Origin of the sequence: Streptomyces sp. NBC_00122 (assembly GCF_045160845.1) — a bacterium.
In the GTDB taxonomy this organism is placed as follows: domain Bacteria; phylum Actinomycetota; class Actinomycetes; order Streptomycetales; family Streptomycetaceae; genus Streptomyces.
The window spans coordinates 334,070-352,526 of the sequence record NZ_CP108191.1 but is presented as its reverse complement, the minus strand read 5'-3'; the positions used below and the strand labels follow the sequence as shown (position 1 = coordinate 352,526).

The 18,457-nt window shown below is 74.4% G+C and carries 17 protein-coding genes; 7 read left to right on the top strand and 10 right to left on the bottom strand.

All coding sequences use genetic code 11. The features are described from left to right. The first annotated feature begins 168 nt into the window (after positions 1-168). Both OG737_RS01615 and OG737_RS01610 read left to right on the top strand, forming a co-directional pair. Complete coding sequence (locus OG737_RS01615; RefSeq protein WP_328924321.1) at positions 169-1,305, top strand: PLP-dependent cysteine synthase family protein; 1,137 nt, start codon at positions 169-171, stop codon at positions 1,303-1,305. Between the two features lie 96 nt (positions 1,306-1,401). Next, positions 1,402-2,145, top strand: coding sequence for a hypothetical protein (locus OG737_RS01610; protein WP_405680358.1), 744 nt, complete (start codon positions 1,402-1,404; stop codon positions 2,143-2,145). Here OG737_RS01610 and OG737_RS01605 read toward each other — a convergent pair. Further along, positions 2,139-2,630, bottom strand: coding sequence for an SRPBCC family protein (locus OG737_RS01605; RefSeq protein WP_328924319.1), 492 nt, complete (start codon positions 2,628-2,630; stop codon positions 2,139-2,141). The genes OG737_RS01610 and OG737_RS01605 overlap by 7 nt on opposite strands. A gap of 176 nt (positions 2,631-2,806) precedes the next feature. Here OG737_RS01605 and OG737_RS01600 point away from each other — a divergent pair, with 176 nt between their 5' ends. Continuing rightward, positions 2,807-5,263, top strand: coding sequence for a hypothetical protein (locus OG737_RS01600; protein WP_405921111.1), 2,457 nt, complete (start codon positions 2,807-2,809; stop codon positions 5,261-5,263). Here the strand turns inward: OG737_RS01600 and OG737_RS01595 are convergent. The 5 genes from OG737_RS01595 to OG737_RS01575 all read right to left on the bottom strand — a co-directional run bounded on the left by OG737_RS01595 (position 5,214) and on the right by OG737_RS01575 (position 11,618). Further along, a complete protein-coding gene (locus OG737_RS01595; RefSeq protein WP_328924318.1) occupies positions 5,214-7,682 on the bottom strand; it encodes a right-handed parallel beta-helix repeat-containing protein in 2,469 nt (822 codons plus the stop codon). The genes OG737_RS01600 and OG737_RS01595 overlap by 50 nt on opposite strands. 102 nt (positions 7,683-7,784) lie before the next feature. After that, positions 7,785-8,417: a hypothetical protein gene (locus OG737_RS01590; RefSeq protein ID WP_405921110.1), complete on the bottom strand. Its 633-nt coding sequence runs from the start codon at positions 8,415-8,417 to the stop codon at positions 7,785-7,787. 391 nt (positions 8,418-8,808) lie between these two features. Continuing rightward, a complete protein-coding gene (locus tag OG737_RS01585; RefSeq protein WP_328924316.1) occupies positions 8,809-9,633 on the bottom strand; it encodes an MOSC N-terminal beta barrel domain-containing protein in 825 nt (274 codons plus the stop codon). 54 nt (positions 9,634-9,687) lie between these two features. Continuing rightward, on the bottom strand, positions 9,688-10,194 hold the full coding sequence (locus OG737_RS01580; RefSeq protein ID WP_328924315.1) for a DUF6643 family protein: 507 nt from the start codon (positions 10,192-10,194) through the stop codon (positions 9,688-9,690). A 245-nt stretch (positions 10,195-10,439) separates the two neighbouring features. Beyond that, a complete protein-coding gene (locus OG737_RS01575; RefSeq protein ID WP_328924314.1) occupies positions 10,440-11,618 on the bottom strand; it encodes a glycosyltransferase in 1,179 nt (392 codons plus the stop codon). Between the two features lie 175 nt (positions 11,619-11,793). Here OG737_RS01575 and OG737_RS01570 point away from each other — a divergent pair, with 175 nt between their 5' ends. Next, positions 11,794-12,585: a glutamate racemase gene (locus tag OG737_RS01570; protein ID WP_405680361.1), complete on the top strand. Its 792-nt coding sequence runs from the start codon at positions 11,794-11,796 to the stop codon at positions 12,583-12,585. A gap of 3 nt (positions 12,586-12,588) precedes the next feature. Here the strand turns inward: OG737_RS01570 and OG737_RS01565 are convergent, their stop codons facing one another. The 3 genes from OG737_RS01565 to OG737_RS01555 all read right to left on the bottom strand — a co-directional run bounded on the left by OG737_RS01565 (position 12,589) and on the right by OG737_RS01555 (position 14,677). Next, the gene (locus OG737_RS01565; RefSeq protein WP_405680362.1) at positions 12,589-13,533 is read right to left on the bottom strand and encodes an ADP-ribosylglycohydrolase family protein; all 945 of its coding nucleotides are present in this window, start codon (positions 13,531-13,533) and stop codon (positions 12,589-12,591) included. Further along, positions 13,512-14,102 carry a TetR/AcrR family transcriptional regulator gene (locus tag OG737_RS01560; protein ID WP_405680363.1) on the bottom strand — a complete coding sequence of 197 codons (591 nt, stop codon included), beginning with the start codon at positions 14,100-14,102 and terminating at the stop codon, positions 13,512-13,514. Before OG737_RS01560 ends, OG737_RS01565 begins: the two co-directional genes overlap by 22 nt. A 107-nt stretch (positions 14,103-14,209) precedes the next feature. Continuing rightward, entirely contained in the window at positions 14,210-14,677 is a 468-nt protein-coding gene (locus OG737_RS01555) for a VOC family protein (protein ID WP_405921109.1), read from the bottom strand. Between the two features lie 114 nt (positions 14,678-14,791). Here OG737_RS01555 and OG737_RS01550 point away from each other — a divergent pair, with 114 nt between their 5' ends. From OG737_RS01550 to OG737_RS01540, 3 genes are all read left to right on the top strand, one after another. Beyond that, complete coding sequence (locus OG737_RS01550) at positions 14,792-15,307, top strand: hypothetical protein (RefSeq protein ID WP_405680366.1); 516 nt, start codon at positions 14,792-14,794, stop codon at positions 15,305-15,307. A gap of 62 nt (positions 15,308-15,369) precedes the next feature. Continuing rightward, positions 15,370-16,986, top strand: a complete 1,617-nt coding sequence (gene lnt / locus OG737_RS01545; protein WP_405921108.1) for an apolipoprotein N-acyltransferase — start codon at positions 15,370-15,372, stop codon at positions 16,984-16,986. Positions 16,987-17,023: 37 nt separating this feature from the next. Further along, positions 17,024-17,527: an NUDIX domain-containing protein gene (locus OG737_RS01540; RefSeq protein ID WP_328924307.1), complete on the top strand. Its 504-nt coding sequence runs from the start codon at positions 17,024-17,026 to the stop codon at positions 17,525-17,527. A gap of 52 nt (positions 17,528-17,579) precedes the next feature. On the opposite strand, the gene OG737_RS01535 is transcribed toward OG737_RS01540, so the two are convergent. Continuing rightward, positions 17,580-18,347 carry a trypsin-like serine protease gene (locus tag OG737_RS01535; RefSeq protein WP_328924306.1) on the bottom strand — a complete coding sequence of 256 codons (768 nt, stop codon included), beginning with the start codon at positions 18,345-18,347 and terminating at the stop codon, positions 17,580-17,582. Between the last annotated feature and the right edge of the window lie 110 nt (positions 18,348-18,457).

Below are 18,457 nucleotides of genomic sequence, written 5' to 3'. Positions count from 1 at the left end.
GTGCTGCACCCTCGGTAATGCTCCACCAGGGTCACCCACGGTGCTCCACAGTGCAACCGAATGCGACCAAAAGCGATTCGCATGGAACCCCAAAGCGACTGTTTGTGCAGGTGAGGGAGGTACATTGCGAAAGCAGGGGGCGAATACACGCACAAAGGAGCACGGCGCATGAGCACCACCCGTACCAGCGGTCCGACTGCCACGACCGTCGACGTCGACCGCAGCGACGCGGACTACCGCGCCTGGCTGAAGGAGGCCGTCCGCAAGGTCCAGGCGGACGCCAACCGCTCCGCGGACACCCACCTGCTGCGTTTCCCGCTCCCCGAGGCCTGGGGCATCGACCTCTACCTCAAGGACGAGTCCACGCACCCGACGGGCTCCCTCAAGCACCGCCTCGCCCGCTCGCTGTTCCTCTACGCGCTGTGCAACGGCTGGATCCGCCCCGGCCGCCCGGTCATCGAGGCCTCGTCCGGTTCGACGGCCGTCTCCGAGGCGTACTTCGCCAAGCTGATCGGCGTCCCGTTCATCGCCGTCATGCCGCGCACGACCAGCCCGGAGAAGTGCCGGCTCATCGAATTCCACGGCGGCGAATGCCACTTCGTGGACGACTCGATGAAGATGTACGAGGAATCGGCGCAACTGGCGGCTCGTACCGGCGGCCACTACATGGACCAGTTCACCTACGCGGAGCGGGCCACCGACTGGCGCGGCAACAACAACATCGCCGAATCGATGTACCAGCAGCTGCGGCTGGAACGTTTCCCCGAGCCCGCCTGGATCGTGGCCACCGCCGGCACCGGCGGCACCTCCGCGACCATCGCGCGCTACGTGCACTACATGCAGCACGACACCCGCATCTGCGTCCCGGACCCGGAGAACTCCTGTTTCTTCGACGGCTGGACCAACAACGACCCGCACGCGAGCAGCGATTGCGGCTCGCGCATCGAGGGCATCGGCCGGCCGCGCATGGAGCCGAGCTTCGTCCCCGGCGCCATCGACCGGATGATGAAGGTCCCGGACGCGGCGAGCGTCGCCGCGTGCCGCGCGCTGGAGACGGCGATAGGGCGCAAGGCGGGCGGCTCGACCGGAACCGGCCTGTGGAGCGCACTCAAGATCATCTCGGAGATGGTGGCCGAGGGCCGTACGGGCAGTGTCGTCACCCTCCTCTGCGACCCGGGCGACCGCTACCTCGACAAGTACTACTCCGACGCGTGGCTGGCGTCGCAGGGGCTCGACATCGCCCCGTACGCGCACACGATCGAGACGCTGCTGGCGACCGGGGTCTGGCGCGAGCCCACCGCCTGACGCGGGCGCCCCGCAGCGTGAACCCGCCCTGTTCGAGCCGCAGTTCGCTGGCTACGCTGTGCGGACTTCGATCACGGCGGAGCTTCGGGGGGAGCCATGGCGGGCATTGCGTACAACAGGCCGGAGCGGGACGCGCGTACGCGGGCCCAGACGGATTCGGGCACGGGCACGGGGGACGGGAGCGGGGTGCAGGCGTCGCCGTTGGAGTGTCCGAGCTGCCTGCGCTCCGACGAGGTGCGCGCCGTCCCCGCCGTCTGCCTCAGCGGGCACAGCCGGCTCGAGCAGGGCGGCACCCGCGGTGACGACCGGAGCGTCCACACCCGGGAGGTCGTCCCCCGGCTGGCGGCAGCGCTGGCCGCGACCCCGCCCGCGCCGGTGACCGCCGGGCGGGCCGCTCTGAGCGTGCTGCTGATCCTGGTGTCGATCGGCACGTTCGTCGGCGGGGCGACGGGCGGGAAGTGGTTCGCCGACCCGCCCAAGAGCGGGCCCCAGGGGTCGCTCCAACTCTGGGGCGGCGCCCATGGGGAAGCCCCGCCCGAGCCCGCGGCCGGTCTCCTGTTCCTCGGGTGGATCTCGGCGTTCGCGCTGCTCGGGGCGGCCCTGCTCATCCTCTCGGCCGTACGGATCCAACGTGCCTTCCGGGCGCGGATCGCCGCCGGCCGGGACGCCGCCGAGGAGGTCTGGTCCCGCGGCTGGTGCTGCGCGCGCTGCGCGGTGGTCCACTTCGCCGGGGGTCCGGCGATGTCCCTGCGGGAGTTCCGGGCGACGGTGTGGGGCGCGGGAGGCTACGGAGACCTCGCCCGGGAGCACCGGGTGATGGGAGCGGGCGGCGACTACTGATCCGCCCCGCGCCGTCCGGTGAGGCGGCCGTCGAGCGTACGGACCGCCGTACGGAAGGAGTGGCCCAGGCCCGGGCGGGCGGCGGTGAGGGCCAGCCGGAAGAGGGCGGGCCCGTCCGCGGCGAAGGTCCAGCGGACGTGCGTGCCCGAGCCGTCGGGGGTCAGCCGCCACTCCTCCAAGAGGGCGCGGACTCCAGGGGCGTTGGTCTCGTCGACCCGGTACGCGTACCGCCGCTCGGGGTCCGCGGCCATGATCGTCTCCTGGAAGCGCACCCCGCCCACCAGCTTGATCTCGCGGCCCGCGCCGCCGTGCGTGGGGCGGGCCAGGGTGACGGCCCCGAACCACCGCGGCCAGCCCTCGACCTCCGCCGCCAGTGCCCCGTACACGGCCTCGGGTGCTGCGGTGGCTCGCGCGGCGAAGACCAGTCGTACGGGCGCGTCCTCGATGAAGTCCAGCCCCACCGGGCGGAGTCGGCGCAGAGCCATGGCGTTACCCCCTGGGGCGGTATGCGGAACGCACGCACGGAACACGAGCGACCCTAGCTGACTATCAGTCAGAAGTCCGCCCCGAGGGTGAAACCCGCGGCGCGGGGGCTGGGCAGTCGGTCCGCCGCGCGGGATGCTGGAACCGCGCCGATCACGCCCCGCGAGCGGAGGCCGCTTTGCCGGATGCCCCCAGCCCCGAACCGTCCCTGACTCCCGAACCGCCCCTCGCCTCCGACCCGCCCCTGGCCCCCGTACCGCCCCTCGCCCTGGAACTCCTGGTCCACGGCGTCGCCGGCGCCGCTCCCGCCGAGCTGCTCGGCGACCCGCGCACCGTGCGCGTCACCGGCGACTCCACCGCGGCCGTCTTCCGCCGCACCGAGGACGCCGACGCCGAAACCCACCCCGAGCGCTACCCCGGGCGGCCCGTCCCCGAGGCCTACTGCTGGTCCCGGCTCACCTCGGGCAACGGCGCCCGCGCCCTGTGGCTGCTGCTCCTGCCCTTCATGGTGGCCAACCTCGCCCACTGGGCCCGCCCGGCCACGCCCGCCGCCGACCCCGCGCCGCGCACGGTTCGCACGTACGGGGTGCTCGTACGGATCCTCGCGCTCAGCCTGACCGTGCTGCTGATCGCGGCCGCCTGCGAGGTCGCGCTCGACCTGTTCGCCTGGCAGTGCGCGGGCTCCGGCACCTGCGCCGGCTCCCGGTCCTGGCTCCGCTTCCTCGCGCCCGGAGGCGGCTGGTGGGCCCTGCCCGGGCGCCGCCTGGCCCTCGCGGCCCTGGTCCCCGCCGCGCTGACCGGGCTGCTCTGGTTCCTGTCGAACCGTACGTGGAGTGCCTACGAGTCCCAGCCGCCGCCCGCCGGCGCCGTCGACCCGGACACCGCGTCGGACACCGCGCCCGCGCTCGGCCGCCCCGGATTCTGGTACGGGCGGCGGCTCGTGGCCCGCCTGCGCGCCGCGCACACCGCCGCCGGGCTGCTCACCGTGGCCGCGGCCGTCACCGCCCCCACCGCCCGTTACGACCGCCGCGCCGGTTCCGCCGTACTCGAAGTCCTGGGCTGTGCCGCCCAGTCGCTGCTCGTCGCCGGGGGACTCACCGTGGCGTGGGTCGTCATCCGGCGAGGCCGCACCGAGGCCCGGCCCGACCACCGGCTCGACCGGGCCGCCGTCACCCTGCTGCCGGGCGCCGCCCTCGCCCTCCTCGCCGCCGTCCTCCTGTACGCCTGCTGGCCGCGCCCCGGCTGGACCTCCGCCGGGCGGCTTCCCGGGGACTTCGCCTTCGGGATCCTCATGCTGGGCCAGGGCGTCTGCGTGCTCGCCCTCACCGGCGTCGCCGCGTACCTCCACCGCCGGGCCCCCGACCCGGCCGCCGCCCTGCACGGCCTCGGCGGGCCGGCCGTCGCCATGCTCGGCTGCGCGCTCGGCGGGGTGATGTCCGGCGGGGTCGCCCAGCGCGTCGCCGACTGGCTGGACGGGGGAGCCACCCCCGGCATGGCCGGGGCGCCGCTGCCCGGGCCGCCCGTACTGCTGTCGTGGCAGGCCGCCGTGCTGCCGCCGCTGCTGCTCGTACTGGCCCTGCTCGCCGCCTGGTTCGCGGGGCGCGGAGTCCTGGTCCGGCGCCGGCTCGCCGCGACGGTCGCCGCCGAGTACCCGGGGGAGACGCCCGATCAGGCCCGCAGCCGCCGGATCGCCGGGGCCCGGGCCGCCGCCGCGCTCACCGACTCCGCGCCGTGGTTCGTGGCGGCCGTCTCCGGGATCACCCTCCTGCTCGGCGCGGGCGCGCTCGCCGGAGCCTGGTTCAGCGGGCGGGTCCCGGGCGAGGCGGCCCGCGGGACCGGGCCGCTCCTGGAGAGCGCCGCCCGCGCCGCCCAGGACACCGGGTCCTGGCTCATAGGCTTCGGATTCGTCCTCTTCGTCACCTGGGGCCGCCGCGCCTACCGCGACCCCGCCGCCCGCCGCACCATAGGAATCCTGTGGGACGTCGGCACCTTCTGGCCGCGCGCCGCCCACCCCTTCGCACCGCCCTGCTACGCCGAGCGCGCCGTCCCCGACCTGACCTGGCGGATGACCGGCTGGACCGGCCGCACCGGCGGCCGTCTGGTGATCTCCGGCCACTCCCAGGGCAGTGTGCTCGCCGCGGCCGCCGTCTGGCAGTTGCCGCCGCCCGTCCGCCGCCGGGTCGCCCTGCTCACCTACGGCTCCCCGCTCGGCCGCCTCTACGGCCGCTGGTTCCCCGCCTACTTCGGCCCCGGCCCGCTCACCGCGCTGCACCGGGAGGTCGACTGCTGGCGCAACCTGTGGCGGGCCACCGACCCCATCGGCGGCGCGGTGTTCCCCGGCACCCAGGAGGGCGTGGACCGCGGCCCGCTGGCCGACCCGATCGCCTACGGCCGCAGTGCCCGCCACCCGTTGCCCGCGCCGATCCTCGGCCACTCCGACTACCAGGCGGATCCGTCCTTCGCCGCCGAACGCGACGCCCTGCTCGCGCGCCTGAACACCGCGGCACGGGCCTGGGTGCCCCGCCCCGGGGGTCCCCCCGGACGGAGTCCGGGGGAGGCGGCCGGGGGAGTACCGGGTCAGGGCCTCAACAAGGCGCGGGCTGCCCCGGCAGATCCGCCGGGAACAGCAGGGTGAGTTCGTCCTTGCTCGGCTCCGACAGCTGGGCCACCCGCCCCGCGTGCCGCTCCACCATCGACTCGAAGGTCTGGCGAGCCGTGCGGCCGTTGCCGAAGGCCGGTCCCTTCGGCAGCTCCGTGAAGTACGTCAGCAGCGCCTCGGAGGTGCCCTCCCCGAGCTGGTACTCGTGCTCCTCCGCCTGCTGCTCGACGATCCGCAGCAGTTCCCCCGGCCCGTAGTCGCCGAAGGTGATGGTCCGGGAGAACCGTGAGGCCACTCCCGGGTTCACGGTCAGGAAGCGCTCCATCTCCGCCGTGTACCCGGCGACGATCACCACCACCGCCTCGCGGTGGTCCTCCATCAGCTTGACCAGGGTGTCGATCGCCTCGCGGCCGAAGTCCCGGCCGGAGTCCTCGGGCGCCAGCGCGTACGCCTCGTCGATGAACAGCACCCCGCCGCGCGCCCGGTCGAAGGCCTCCTGCGTACGGATCGCGGTGGAGCCGATGTGCTCGCCGACCAGGTCCACGCGGGACACCTCGACCAGGTGCCCGCGCTCCAGCACGCCGAGGGAGGCGAGGATCTCCCCGTACAGCCGGGCGACCGTGGTCTTGCCCGTGCCCGGGGAGCCGGTGAAGACCAGGTGCCGGCGTACCGACGCGGCCTTCAGGCCCGCCTGCTGCCGTCGCCGGCCCACCTCGATCATGTCGGTGAGCGCGCGCACCTCGCGCTTGACGCTGTCGAGGCCGACCAGCGCGTCGAGCTGGCCCAGCACCTCACCCGAGCCCCGGGCGGGCGCAGCCGTGGCCGCAGCCGTCGGCGCGGCCCCGCCGTCGGGCCGGTCGGCGGGCCGCGCCGCCGGTACCTCCGCCGCCCGGAGTACGGGACTCTGCCCGGCCGCGTCCGTACGGATCCCCGCGTGCGCCCCGGCGAACGCGCCGCCCGCGGCTGCCTGGGCCGCCGGGCGGGCGGCGGACTCGTCGCCGGTGCAGTCCTCGGCGACCGGCCCGGTCTCCGGGAACTCGTACCCGCCGCGCGCGCAGCGCTCGGTGTGACAGCGCGCCAGGGTGGTGCGGCAGCCGTCGAGGACGTGGAAGCCGAAACCGGAACTGCCCGTCACCCGGCAGGCCGTGAAGGTGCCGCGGCCGCCCGCCGACACGTAGAACCCGGCCTCGGCGGGGGAGGTGACCGTGCACCGCTCCAGGGTGGGGTCGGCGCCCTTCGTGACGATCACGCCGGTCTGCACGGCGTCGATGGTGCAGTTGGCGAGGGTGCCCCCGCTGCCGTGGTCGCGGAACCATGCCCCGGTGGCCGCTTCGCGGATCCGGCAGTCGTCGAGCTGCGCCGTGGCCCCGTCGCTCACCGACACCGCGGTGTTGCGCACCTGGGACAGATCGCTGTCGACCACGTCCACACGCGAACCCCGGTCCAGTACGAACAGCGCGTCCGGCACGTCGTGGACCCGGCAGGAGTCGAGCGACACGGCGGCGCCGTCGCTGATCCACACCGCCGGATAGTCGCCCGTGCTGTCGTGGATCTCGCAGGACTCGGCGTCGACCCTGGTCCCCGGGTCCCACACCGACAGGCCGTTGCGGCCGAAGCGGCGCACCGTGGTGCGGCTGAGGGTGAGCACCGAACGGGACCGCAGGTCGACCGCGTTCTCCGGGATGTCGTGGATGTCGCAGCCGGCCAGGGTGAGCACCGCGTCGGTGTCGAGGGTGACCCCGTCGGCCGTGGTGCGGTGCACCGCGCAGTCCGTCAGCCGGGCCGTGGCGCGGGCCGCGATCTGCACGCCGGAGCCCTTGATCTCGTACACCTCGCAGCCCAGCGCCTCCAGGCCCGAACCCTCGCCCGTGACCCCGATGCCCGTGCCCGTGGCGTGGTGGATCCGGCAGCGCTCCAGCCGGGGGCGGCCGCCGCCGCGCACCGAGATCCCGGTCTGCCCGGCGGCCACGACCTCGCACTCCTCGAACACTCCGCCGCCGCCGTCCAGTACGGCGATCCCGACCCCGCTCGGATTCTCCACCGTGCACCGCCGGACCAGGGGCCGGGCCCCGCTGCCGCGTACCTCGATGCCGGCGGCCGACCGCGTGCTGACCCGCAGATCGGTGAGCTCGGGGGCGCCGTCCTCCACCAGCAGTGCGGGAGCGGCCCGGTCCTGGCCCTCCAGGTGCAGGTCCTGGACCACGGCAGAGGCGCGCACGGTCAGCGCGACCCCGTCGAGCGGGGCGATCCGCACCGACCCCAGGCCGCCCTCGGGCCCGCGCAGGGTGACGGCATGGTGCAGCACCAGGTTCTCCCGGTAGGTGCCGGGAGAGATGGACAGCACGTCCCCGTCGCCCGCGACGGCCAGAGCCGCCGCCAGCGTCGGATACTCACCGGAGCGGCGCCGCCACCGCGAAGCCCCGCCGTGCGTCACCTGGACCGTGCCCTGAGCCATGGTGCTGTCGTGCCCCCACCCTCTTGCTCGCCGCGCCGCCGATGCGGACGGTCTTCTCTGGCCGGTCCACCGTAGCGCGCGCGGGGCCGGTGAGTTGCCAGGTCAACTGCCCGCGCCCGCCCTGCCCCAGTCCGGCCCGGCCGCCGCCCACGCGCGGTCCAGCCGTATGTACCGCTGATGCATGAGCCGCCGTACGACCAGTCGGCGGACCGTCTCGCCCAGTACGGCAACTGCGATCGCGGCCGCCAGGCCCGCCACCCCGGCGTGGACGGCGGCCGAGGACGGGTCGAGCGGCTGCCCCACCACCCGGCCGTGCGCATCGGTCCATATCCGGAACCGCTCGCCGGGGCGCGGCGGTTCCTCCGCGGCCGGCACCGTCCCCTCGTGGCTGCTGCCGTCGGGAGCGGTCCACGCGGCCACGATCTGCGTACGCTGCGGAGCCGTCTGCTGCGCGGAGGGAGCGGAGGGATCGGCGGACGCGCCGGACGGCGGCGCCGAAGCAGCAGCCGACGCCGATTCCGGAGCCGGCCGGACCACCACCGCCGGAACGAGATGCCGCTCCTGCCGCTGCTCGCGCGCGGCCCGCTGCAGCGTCCCGTCGACCTGCACACCCGCGACCCAGCCGATGGCCGGAGCCACCAGCAGGACGCACACCAGCGCGGCGAACGCCACCCACGCCTCGAAGAGATCGGTAGGCCGGCGCAGCGGATTGCGCCGCCAACGCCACACACCCATTGCTGTCCACACGGTCCGGCACCCCCTTTGCCTCCGCCTGCCTGCGCGCCCAAGCCTTCCGCACGCCCCGGGGACACGCATTCCGGGACGCGCGAGACCTGTGCCACCCGATCCGGAGCCCGTTCCCGGCGCTGGTCATGCGCCGGAGCCCGTGCCGGTCCTCGCGGGTGTCCACCTGTCCTGACTGCTCCAACGGCGTGGTCGCACCAGTTGGTTCCAGCCCGGGGACGGAGCCCCTCGAAGGTGTCATTCCGGCGGCCGAACGCAGCCGCGCGACAGGCCATTCGAGGCAGCTCGATTCCAGGCAGCTCGATTCGAGGCAGTCCATTCGCGACGGTTCATTCGCGACAGTTCATTCGAGACAGTTCATTTCCAAAAGGTCGTTCACGGGTCATTCCAGGACGCGGATCTCGTCGCCGACGCGCACCGTGCCCAGCCGCACCGGCACCAGCTGCCGTCCGAAGGCCAGCGACTTCCCGATCCGCCGGTGTACGGCAAGGGTCTTCAGCGGCTCCTTGCCCCGTTCCGCCGTCCGCTGGTCGGTGGTGGTGACGATGCACCGCCCGCACTCCCGGACCCCGCGGAAGACGGCGTCGCCGATCGCGATGCGCCGCCAGCCGTCCTCGGCCCAGGCCTCCGCGCCGGAGACCACCACATTGGGGCGGAACCGGTTCATCGGCAGGGGGCCTTCCTGCGGATGGTTCCCTTGCGCGATCAGCGCGTTGAGCGCGTCCAGCGAGGCCAGGGTCGTGATCAGCAGCGGGTACGCGTCAGCCAGGCTCACCGTTTCGCCCGGCAGCGCGTAGTCCGGGTCCACGGGCCGCCGTACGGCCGGATCGTCCAGGTGCACCAGCCGCGCCGGTTCTCCGAGGTACGCGCTGAACCAGTCGGCCGCGGCGCTCGCCGCGACCACGGTGTCGATCTTCTTCCCGAACAGCAGGACCGGCTCCAGCGAACCCGGCGCGGGCATCTCCACGACCAGTTCCGCCATTCCGGGGGCCGACACCGCGATCCGGCCGCCGTCGAGCGGACGGGCACGGGCCAGGGCAAGTCGCGGTTGCTGGCGTTGGGTTATGACGGTTCCCCCGGAATCGACCAGCGCCCACCGCCGGTCCCCGGACAGCCCCCAGGGCTCCACGGCCACCTCGTCGGGAGCGGTCCCCGCTACCGACTTGACGGGATGGACGTGAAGCGCCTGGACATACAAGTTCGCCATGGGGGCATCCTGCCAGCCGCCCCCTCCACCGCCCCAGCGGTTAACGCTCCTCCGTCAGTAGCCGCGCCCCTGGTACGGGCGGCCGTACGGGTCCTCGTACGAGGCGGCCGGCACCGGCGCGGGAGCCTGCATCGGACGCGGCGCGGCCGGGCGCATGGCCTCGTACCCGGTGGCAGTGGCGACCGGGCGGGGCTGCTGCGGCTGGGGCTGCGGCATGTACCCCCCGCGGGCGGCCATCGGCTGCTGCTGCGGGATGTAGGGGGCGGGCGCGTTCTGCAGCGGCATCGGCTGCGGTGCGCCCTGCTGCTGGTACGGGTATCCGTACGCGGGTGACTGCTGCTGGGGCGTCGCCGGGGGCAGGGCCGGCAGCGACGACGCGAGGGCCGGCAGGTACCCACCGCTCGAATACCCGGCGCTCGGGGAGTCGTAGGCGGCCGGGACGCGGATCGGGGCGATCTGCGGAGTGCCCCGTTCGGCGACGAGGGAGTCGTAGATGGGGGTGTCCGGGAAGGAGGGCGCGGAGTAGTAACCGCCGCCATAAGTGGAGCGGGGGGAGGTCATGGGACCTAAGTTAAGCCCACGAATTCACGGGGTCCATAGCGAGGTGGCCCGAACACCGTCCTGACCTGCATATTCGCAGGTCAGGGCCACAGCTTTCACTTGACGTTCACGTGCACGATTCGCCACTTCCACCCCAGCTTGTCCCACTCGTACCTACCGGTTGTGCAGTGCACCGACTTGGTGCTGACGCAGCGTCACAAGCCGGTGACCTCGGATGACGTTGTCCGGGGCAGTAGTTCGTCGTTTCAGGCGTCACTGGGACGGGCATAGGTACGGCCCTTCCATGCCGCGCCCCGCCCCCGGTAGTGCTGGACGGCCGAGTCGACGGTCATGAGGAGGTACAGCAGCGCCGTGAACGGAAGCAGCGGCGCGAGGGCGGCGGACTGCCCGTAGTAGCGCAGCATCGGAAGGTAGGTGCCGGCCATCAGCAGCCAGGCCAGACCGCCGGCCCACGCGATCGCCGACCGTCCGCTCGCGAGCCCGGCCAGAAGGGCCGCCGGGGGTACGAGGTACACGAGCGCCAGGCCCGCGACCGTGCCGGCGAGCAGGAGGGGCTGGTGGCGCAGTTGTGCGTAGGCGCTGCGCGAGATCATCCGCCACAGGTCGCCGAGCGCGGGGTACGGGCGCACGCTGTCGACCCGCTCCGCCAGCCCGAGCCAGATCCGGCCGCCGGAGCGCTGGACCGCGCGGGCGAGCGAGACGTCGTCGATGACCGCGTGGCGGATGACGTCGGGCACGCCCGCGCGCACGGCGGCCCCGGTGCGCAGCAGGACGCAACCGCCGGCGGCCGCCGCGGTGCGGGCGGCGGGGCGGTTGATCCGGCGGAAGGGGTAGAGCTGTGCGAAGAAGTACACGAAGGCGGGTACGACGAGCCGCTCCCAGAGGCCGGCGACACGCAGCCGCGCCATCTGGGAGACGAGGTCGAGGTCGGCGGAGGTCGCGGCGGCGACCAGCTCGCGGAGGCTGTCGGGCTCGTGCGCGATGTCGGCGTCGGTGAGGAGGAGGTAGTCGGGCTCGGCGGCGTGCGCGGTGCGGGCCAGCGCGATGCCGTGGCGCAGGGCCCACAGCTTGCCGGTCCAGCCGGGGGCGGGGTCGCCGGGGGAGGTGACGGTGAGCGGGAGCCCCGGATGCTCGCGGGCGAGGCGCAGGGCGAGGGTGGCCGTCCCGTCCGTACTGCCGTCGTCGACCAGGATGACCTCGGCCTCGCCGGGATAGTCCTGGGCGATGAGGGAGGGCAGGCTGCGGGGCAGTACCCCGGCCTCGTCCCGGGCCGGGACGACGATGGCGACGGAAGGCCAGCGGGCGGGGGCGTTACGCGGCGGGAGGCGGACGTCGGTACGCCAGAACATGCCCTGGGCGAGGGTGAGCCAGAGCCAGGCGGCGAGGGAGGCGTAGGCCGCGCAGGCGGCGGTGAGGAGGCCCATGGCCGCAGTGTGCCGGGCCGCGCGGGGCGTGTCGCGCATCCGGCAGCCCCGGGTGCGGCGGGCCCCGCCGACGGCGGGCGGGGCGGTGGGCCCGGCGGCCCCCGGGCCCGCTCCGGGAAGGTGTCGGGGGCCGGGCGGGAGGGGGCTCGGCGGGGGCGTCGACTAAGGTGAGCGGGTGAAGATCGCGCTCATGGACTCCGGAATCGGCCTCCTCGCGGCGGCCGCGGCGGTGCGGCGGCTGCGGCCGGACGCCGATCTGGTCGTGTCCAACGACCCCGACGGGATGCCCTGGGGGCCGCGGACCCCCGCCGACCTCACCGGGCGGGCCCTCGACGTCGCGCGGGCCGCCGCCACGCACCGCCCCGTCGCGCTGATCGTGGCCTGCAACACCGCCTCCGTGCACAGCCTGCCCGCCCTGCGGGCCGAACTGGAGCCGGGGATCCCGGTCATCGGGACCGTACCGGCGATCAAGCCCGCCGCGGCCGCGGGCGGGCGCGTGGCGATCTGGGCCACCCCCGCCACCACCGGCAGCCCGTACCAGCGCGGCCTGATCCGCGAGTTCGCCTCCGGGGTCCACGTCACCGAAGTGCCCTGCCCCGGGCTCGCCGATGCCGTCGAGGCCGCCGACGACGACGCCGTGAGGGCCGCCGTCGCCGCGGCCGCCGCCCTGACGCCGGCCGATGTCACCGACGTGGTGCTCGGCTGTACGCACTACGAGCTGGTCGAGTCCGCGATCCGAGCCGCCCTGGCCGCCCGGACGCAGGGCGCGGAGCTGGTATTCCACGGTTCCGCCGAGCCCGTCGCCGTCCAGGCGCTGCGCCGGATCGGTGCCCGGCCCGAGCCCACCCTGCCCGCCACCGGCGGCCTGACCGTCCTGCGCAGCGGGCGCGTGGGAACCCTTCCCGCCGCTGCCCTCAGGTACGCGGAGGGGCGGCTGCTCGTCGGCCACGGCGCGCCCGTCGGCTGACCCTCAGCCGGGCCCGGCCGACGCCAGCCGGCGGGCCAGCTCGCGCAGATCGTCCGCGTCCAGGACCCGGTCCCCGAACCCGGGCAGCGGCACGTGCAGCGCCGCCGTCCAGTGCGCGGGGATCGAGCGCTCCCCGTACCGCGCCCCGGCGAGCGTTCCGGTCACCGCCGCCACGGTGTCGGTGTCCCCGCCCAGGTCCACGGCGGCCCGTACGGCCTGCGCGAACCCGCCGGTCGTCCGCAGCGCCCACACCGCCGAGCCCAGGCAGGGCCACACCGCCCCGTTGAACTCGGTGGCGAGGCCGGGGTGCCACGCGGGGTCGAGCACGCGGCCGTACCGTTCGCGGTGGTCCGGGTGGACCGCGCCGAGCGTCGCGGGCAGGGCGGCCAGCGGATCGGCGCCGTCCAGTGCCACGCGTACCAGCTCGTGCAGGACGGCCGTGCCCTCCCAGGCGGCCCGGTCGCCGTGCGTCAGTGCCGCGATCCGCCGTGCCGCCTCCATGGTTCCCCCGCGTCCGGCGCCCGCGAAATAGACCGCCGAGGTGGCCGCGCGCATCAGCGAACCGTTGCCCGCCGCACGGGCGTTGATCTGGAAGTGCAGGGCGGCCGCGAGGTCCCAGGGCTCGCCGTTCGTCAGCACGTCCTCCGTCTGGAGGCCGATGTCCTTCGGCCGGCCGGCCGCCCACCGCTGGAACCGGCCGAAGACGTCCGGGAGTTCGAGGCCTCCGTGCTCCAGCAGGGACTCGCCGACCAGCACCGCCATCTGCGTGTCGTCCGTCGCCTCACCCGGATCCCACCCGCCGCCGCCCCGCATCTCCTCGCCCCGAGCGCTCAGTTGCCCCGCGGGCCCGAACTCGTACGGCGCCCCCAGCGCGTCGCCCGCCGCCGAGCCGAGTACGGCGCCCACGGCCCGGTCGAGTCGGGTGGTCACCGCGCCTGCCGGGCGCATACGGCGGCCAGCAGGTCGCCGGTGAAGCGGTCGAGGTCGTCCAGGCCGGCCGCCGACAAGGTGTCCGGAGCGCCCGCCAGCAGGTGGGGGATCGCGCCGTGCAGAGCGAGGGTGAGCGCACGCGTCGGCTCGGGCCCCGCCGGCAGCCCGGCCCCACGCAGCAGCCGCGCGTGCGCCGCGAAGTCCGACGCCGCGATCGGGTCCAGCAGCGCGGCCAGCCAGGGCCGCCGGGTCGCCTCGGTCTGCAGCTCCAGGTACGCCAGCATGCGCGGCCGCCCGGGGCCCGCCACATCCCGCAGCAGGCCCGCGAGCAGCGCCGCGAGCTCGCGCGCGTCGCCCGGTCCGGTGTCGCCCCCCGCCAGGGCGGAGGCCAGCGCCCGGTACTGCTCCAGGCAGCGCTCCGCCACCGCCCGCAGCAGCGCGTCGCGGGTCGGGAAGTAGTTCTTGGCCGTGCCCGTGGGTACGGCGGCCGCCGCGTCGACGGCCCGGTGCGTCAGCCCGCGCCCGCCCGCCTCGGCCAGCACGGCGATGGCCGCGTCCCGCAGCCGGTCCCTCCGGTCCTGATTCACGCCGCCAGGATAACCACGGCCGTGGTACCGCAGGTGTAGTACCGCGGCCGTCGTGCGACGCCCGGATCCGCCGCCCCGGCCGCAGGGACCAGGGCGCCGGCCGGGGCCTACGCCCTGGCGAGCCGGCGCGTCAACTCCTCCTGGGAGACCTCCTCCAGGTGGGTCAGGAAGATCCACAGGTGCCCGGACGGATCCCGCAGGATGGCGGTCCGGTCGCCGTGGAACTGGTCGGCGGGCTCCTGCACCAGCTCCGCCCCGGCCGCCACGGCGGTCCGGACGAGCGCGTCCACGTCCGGTACGAACACGTGCAGCGCGACCGAGGTCCCGCCCAGGGCCGCAGGGGCGGTGAAGGGGCCCTCGGAGGTGTCGCCCAGCATCAGGACCGCCTCGCCGATCCGGATCTCGGCGTGCAGCACCCCGCCCTCGGGCCGGTCGATCCTGAACTCCTCGACGGCGCCGAAGGCCCGGACGTAGAACGCGATCGCGGCGGGCGCGTCGGCCACCATGATGTGCGGCACCACCGCGGTGCGGTAGCGCTCGGGGACATTGCTCTCGACTGCCTGGTGCATGGTCATACCGGGGACCGTAGAACCTCAAGTTTGGTTCAGGTCAAGCGCGGGCAGAGACGCGATGCGGAGAGCGGGCGAGAGGTGGTGGCGCGCATGCGGAACGTGAGTACGCTGCTACACATGACGGGTCACCCTCCGGGTCCGCTCTGGGCGGGCCGGGCCTCCAACCGTGTGCAGTGGCTGCTCGCAGCCGCCGGTGCGGCCTGTCTGGCGCTCGGCGTCGAGCTCGCCGTCGACTACGCCTGGACCGCCGGCATCGTCCCGCTGCTCATGTCCGTGATCGGCTGCCTCGCGGTGGGGCTGCTCATCCTCTACGGCACCCTCGCCTTCGTCCGCGTGGAGGTCACCATCGACTCCGAGGCCATCGAAGTCCGATGCGGCCACGTCGGACTGCCGCGCCGCAGGATCCGCCTCGCGGAGGTGACGTCCGCCGAGTTCATCCCCCGGATCACCCCCCAGCAGTGGGGTGGCTGGGGTTACCGCTGGCGCCCCGAGAAGGGCACCGCGGTCATCGTCCGGCGCGGCCAGGGACTGGAGGTGAGGCTCGGCGACGGGAAGCGCTTCACGGTCACCGTCGACGACGCCGAGAACGCCGTCCGGGTCATCCGCGTCCACCTTCGGGCCCTCGCCCCGTAACTCTTCACCGCGCCCGGCACTCTTTACCAGCGCCCGGCGCCCGGGGACGTACACTCCGCCAGATGAGCAGCAGTGTCACCCGCGCGCCCGGGAACGAGCCCCCGCAGCCCGCAGCCGGAGTCCCGACCGAAGCCGCGGCGCACCCCGCCTCCGGCGCGAAACGGAAGGGCGCCGCCCTGCTGCGCGCCGCGCTCGCCGCCCTCGCCGGGGTGCTGCTCTACCTCAGCTTCCCGCCCCGCCCCCTGTGGTGGCTGGCCCCCCTCGCCCTCGCCCTGCTCGCCGGCTGCCTCCACGGCCGCCGCGCCCGGGCGGGCTTCGGCCTCGGATTCCTCGCCGGGCTCGGCTTCCTGCTGCCGCTGCTCGTCTGGACCGGCGCGGAAGTCGGCCCGGTGCCGTGGCTTGCGCTGGCCGCCGTCGAGGCCCTCTTCATCGGACTCACCGGCCTCGGCATCGGCCTCGTCAGCCGCCTCCCGGCCTGGCCGCTGTTCGCCGCCGCCGTTTGGGTCGCGGGCGAGGCCCTGCGCGCCCGGGCCCCCTTCGGCGGGTTCCCCTGGGGCAAACTCGCCTTCGGCCAGGCCGACGGCGTCTTCACCCCGATCGCCGCCCTCGGCGGCACCCCGCTGCTCTCCTTCGCCGTGGCCCTCTGCGGATTCGGCCTCTACGCGGCCCTGCGCGTCGCCCTCGACCGCCCCCGGCGCGCCACCGCGGCCCTGGCCGCGCTCACCGTCGCCGTGCCCATCGGCGCCGGCCTCGCAGTCCGGCCCCTGGTCTCCGACGCGGCCGAGGACGGCACCGCGGTGGCCGCCGTCATCCAGGGCAACGTGCCGCGCCTGGGCTTCGACTTCAACGCCCAGCGCCGCCAGGTCCTGGACAACCACGTCAACCGGACCATTCAGCTCGCCGGTGACGTCAAGGCGGGCCGCGCCCCGAAGCCCGACTTCGTCGTCTGGCCGGAGAACTCCTCCGACCTGGACCCGTACGCCGAGCCCGACGCGTACGAAGCCATCGACACGGCGGTCAAGGCCATCGGCGTGCCCGTCGCCATCGGCGCCGTCGTGGCCCCGGAGACCGGCCCGCTGCGCAACACGGTGATCCTCTGGGACCCGGTGGGCGGCCCCACCGAGACGTACGACAAGCGGAAGATCCAGCCCTTCGGCGAGCGCATCCCGATGCGCTCCTTCGTCCGGCTCTTCAGCTCGGACGTGGACCGGGTGCGCCGCGACTTCGGGCCCGGCAAGGACCCCGGCGTCTTCGACATGGCCGGCAGCGGCGTTGGCATGGTCACTTGCTTCGAGGCCGCCTTCGATGACGCCGTCCGCTCCACCGTCCGGGACGGCGCCCAGGTGATCGCCGTACCCAGCAACAACGCCACGTTCGGCCGGACCCAGATGACCTACCAGCAGCTCGCCATGGACCGGATCCGCGCCGTCGAGCACAGCCGCACCGTCCTCGTGCCCGTCACCAGCGGGGTGAGCGCGGTGATCCGTCCCGACGGAAAGGTCGTGCAGCAGACGCAGATGTTCACCGCCGACGCGCTGGTCGCCGAGATCCCGCTGCGCTCCACCCGTACCCCGGCCACCGTCGTGGGACCGCTGCCCGAGTACGCGCTGCTCCTCCTCGCCGCGGGCGGGCTCGGCTGGGTCCTGACCCGCCGGATTCGCGCGCCCCGGGCTGCCTGACGAGGGGGTCGCCGCCCCGGCCTCGTAGGGTCGGGGCATGACCACTCCGGAATTCATCCGCGACATCCGTGCCACCGCCGGTCACCGGCTGCTTCTGCTGCCCGGGGTCACGGCCATCGTCCTCGACGACCGGGGCCGGGTGCTGCTCGGCCGGCGCTCCGACACCGGGCGGTGGTCCGTGGTCGGCGGGATCGCCGAGCCGGGGGAGCAGCCCGCCGAGACCGCCGTGCGCGAGGTGTACGAGGAGACGGCCGTGCGGTGCGTCCCCGAGCGGGTGGTCCTCGTACAGATGCTGGAGCCGATCACCTACCCCAACGGTGACGTCTGCCAGTTCCAGGACATCACCTTCCGCTGCCGGGCGACCGGCGGCGAGGCCCGGGCGAATGACAGCGAGTCGCTGGAGGTGGCCTGGTTCGACGTGGACGCGCTCCCCCCGCTGGAACGGTTCGCCCTGGACCGCATCCACCAGGCCCTCCGCGACGAGCCGACCTGGTTCGAGGCCCCCGCCGCCGACCTCGAGGGTCAGTCCGCCGACGCCTGAGTCCGTCCTGCGGGCCGGTCCGGGCCGGCCCGGCCCGGATCGGGCAGGGGCGTCAGTCCGCGTCCGCCGCCTCGCGGTAGAGCTCCACGGCCTGGTCGTCCATCACCGCGCTGTACGAGACCTCCGGGACGGCGCCGCCGCCCTCGTAGCCGCCGAGCACCCCGGCCAGGGCGCCGTGCACCAGCCAGGGGCTGCCGCTGGTGCCGCCGCTGAGGTCCGGGCACTCGATGCGCCGCTGGGTGTCCGAGAACAGGCTGGTGGTGTTGGCGCAACGCAGCGGGGTCTCGTCGGTGCTCGGGTACCCGATGACCGTCACCGTGGCGTCGGCGGGCTGCTCCGCGGCGACCTGGAAGCCGCCCACGAGGTCCTCGACAGCACCCGACCGCCCCTCGTCCACCGGGGCCACCGTCGCGAAGGCGATGTCGTCGTCCGGGTTCTCGCCGTCCGTCCAGCCCGGGGCGACGTGGACACCGGTCACCTTCCACACGCCGTACGGGGCCTCGCCGTCCCGGTAGCCCGGTGCGAAGACGGTGGTGTCCGGGTTGCCCAGGCAGTGCGCGGCGGTGGCGATCACATCGCGGTCGTCGCTGTGCACCACCGCCGCGGTACAGAAGTGCCCGTCGTCGAGCCCGCCCCCCGAGAAGAGCGCGCCGACCCGGTCCGCCGAGGCGCCGGGCAGGGCCTGCGCGGTGACTCCGAACGGGGGACCGGTCTCGGCGTCGGGGACGTCCACGCTGATCAGCGCGGCCATCGCGGCCAGCGCCAGCAGGATCCTGGATGCCCGCCGCGCACGGGTGCGGCGGGCCGGTCGAGGAAGCATCCGGTGGATCATGTTCCGACCCTGCCTGCCGAACCTGTGTCCGGAGGGAGGTATTCCGTATGAATACCCTGTGAATCCCGTGAACATGATGTGAAACTCGGGTCACGGCC

Excerpts from the sequence above, each read along its gene's own strand:
- OG737_RS01615 (WP_328924321.1), top strand. The coding sequence starts at position 169 with ATGAGCACCACCCGTACCAGCGGTCCGACTGCCACGACCGTCGACGTC.
- OG737_RS01610 (WP_405680358.1), top strand. The coding sequence starts at position 1,402 with ATGGCGGGCATTGCGTACAACAGGCCGGAGCGGGACGCGCGTACGCGG.
- OG737_RS01605 (WP_328924319.1), bottom strand. The coding sequence starts at position 2,630 with ATGGCTCTGCGCCGACTCCGCCCGGTGGGGCTGGACTTCATCGAGGAC.
- OG737_RS01595 (WP_328924318.1), bottom strand. The coding sequence starts at position 7,682 with ATGGCTCAGGGCACGGTCCAGGTGACGCACGGCGGGGCTTCGCGGTGG.
- OG737_RS01590 (WP_405921110.1), bottom strand. The coding sequence starts at position 8,417 with ATGGGTGTGTGGCGTTGGCGGCGCAATCCGCTGCGCCGGCCTACCGAT.
- OG737_RS01585 (WP_328924316.1), bottom strand. The coding sequence starts at position 9,633 with ATGGCGAACTTGTATGTCCAGGCGCTTCACGTCCATCCCGTCAAGTCG.
- OG737_RS01580 (WP_328924315.1), bottom strand. The coding sequence starts at position 10,194 with ATGACCTCCCCCCGCTCCACTTATGGCGGCGGTTACTACTCCGCGCCC.
- OG737_RS01575 (WP_328924314.1), bottom strand. The coding sequence starts at position 11,618 with ATGGGCCTCCTCACCGCCGCCTGCGCGGCCTACGCCTCCCTCGCCGCC.
- OG737_RS01565 (WP_405680362.1), bottom strand. The coding sequence starts at position 13,533 with ATGCGCCCGGCAGGCGCGGTGACCACCCGACTCGACCGGGCCGTGGGC.
- OG737_RS01555 (WP_405921109.1), bottom strand. The coding sequence starts at position 14,677 with ATGACCATGCACCAGGCAGTCGAGAGCAATGTCCCCGAGCGCTACCGC.
- OG737_RS01550 (WP_405680366.1), top strand. The coding sequence starts at position 14,792 with ATGACGGGTCACCCTCCGGGTCCGCTCTGGGCGGGCCGGGCCTCCAAC.
- lnt (WP_405921108.1), top strand. The coding sequence starts at position 15,370 with ATGAGCAGCAGTGTCACCCGCGCGCCCGGGAACGAGCCCCCGCAGCCC.
- OG737_RS01540 (WP_328924307.1), top strand. The coding sequence starts at position 17,024 with ATGACCACTCCGGAATTCATCCGCGACATCCGTGCCACCGCCGGTCAC.
- OG737_RS01535 (WP_328924306.1), bottom strand. The coding sequence starts at position 18,347 with ATGCTTCCTCGACCGGCCCGCCGCACCCGTGCGCGGCGGGCATCCAGG.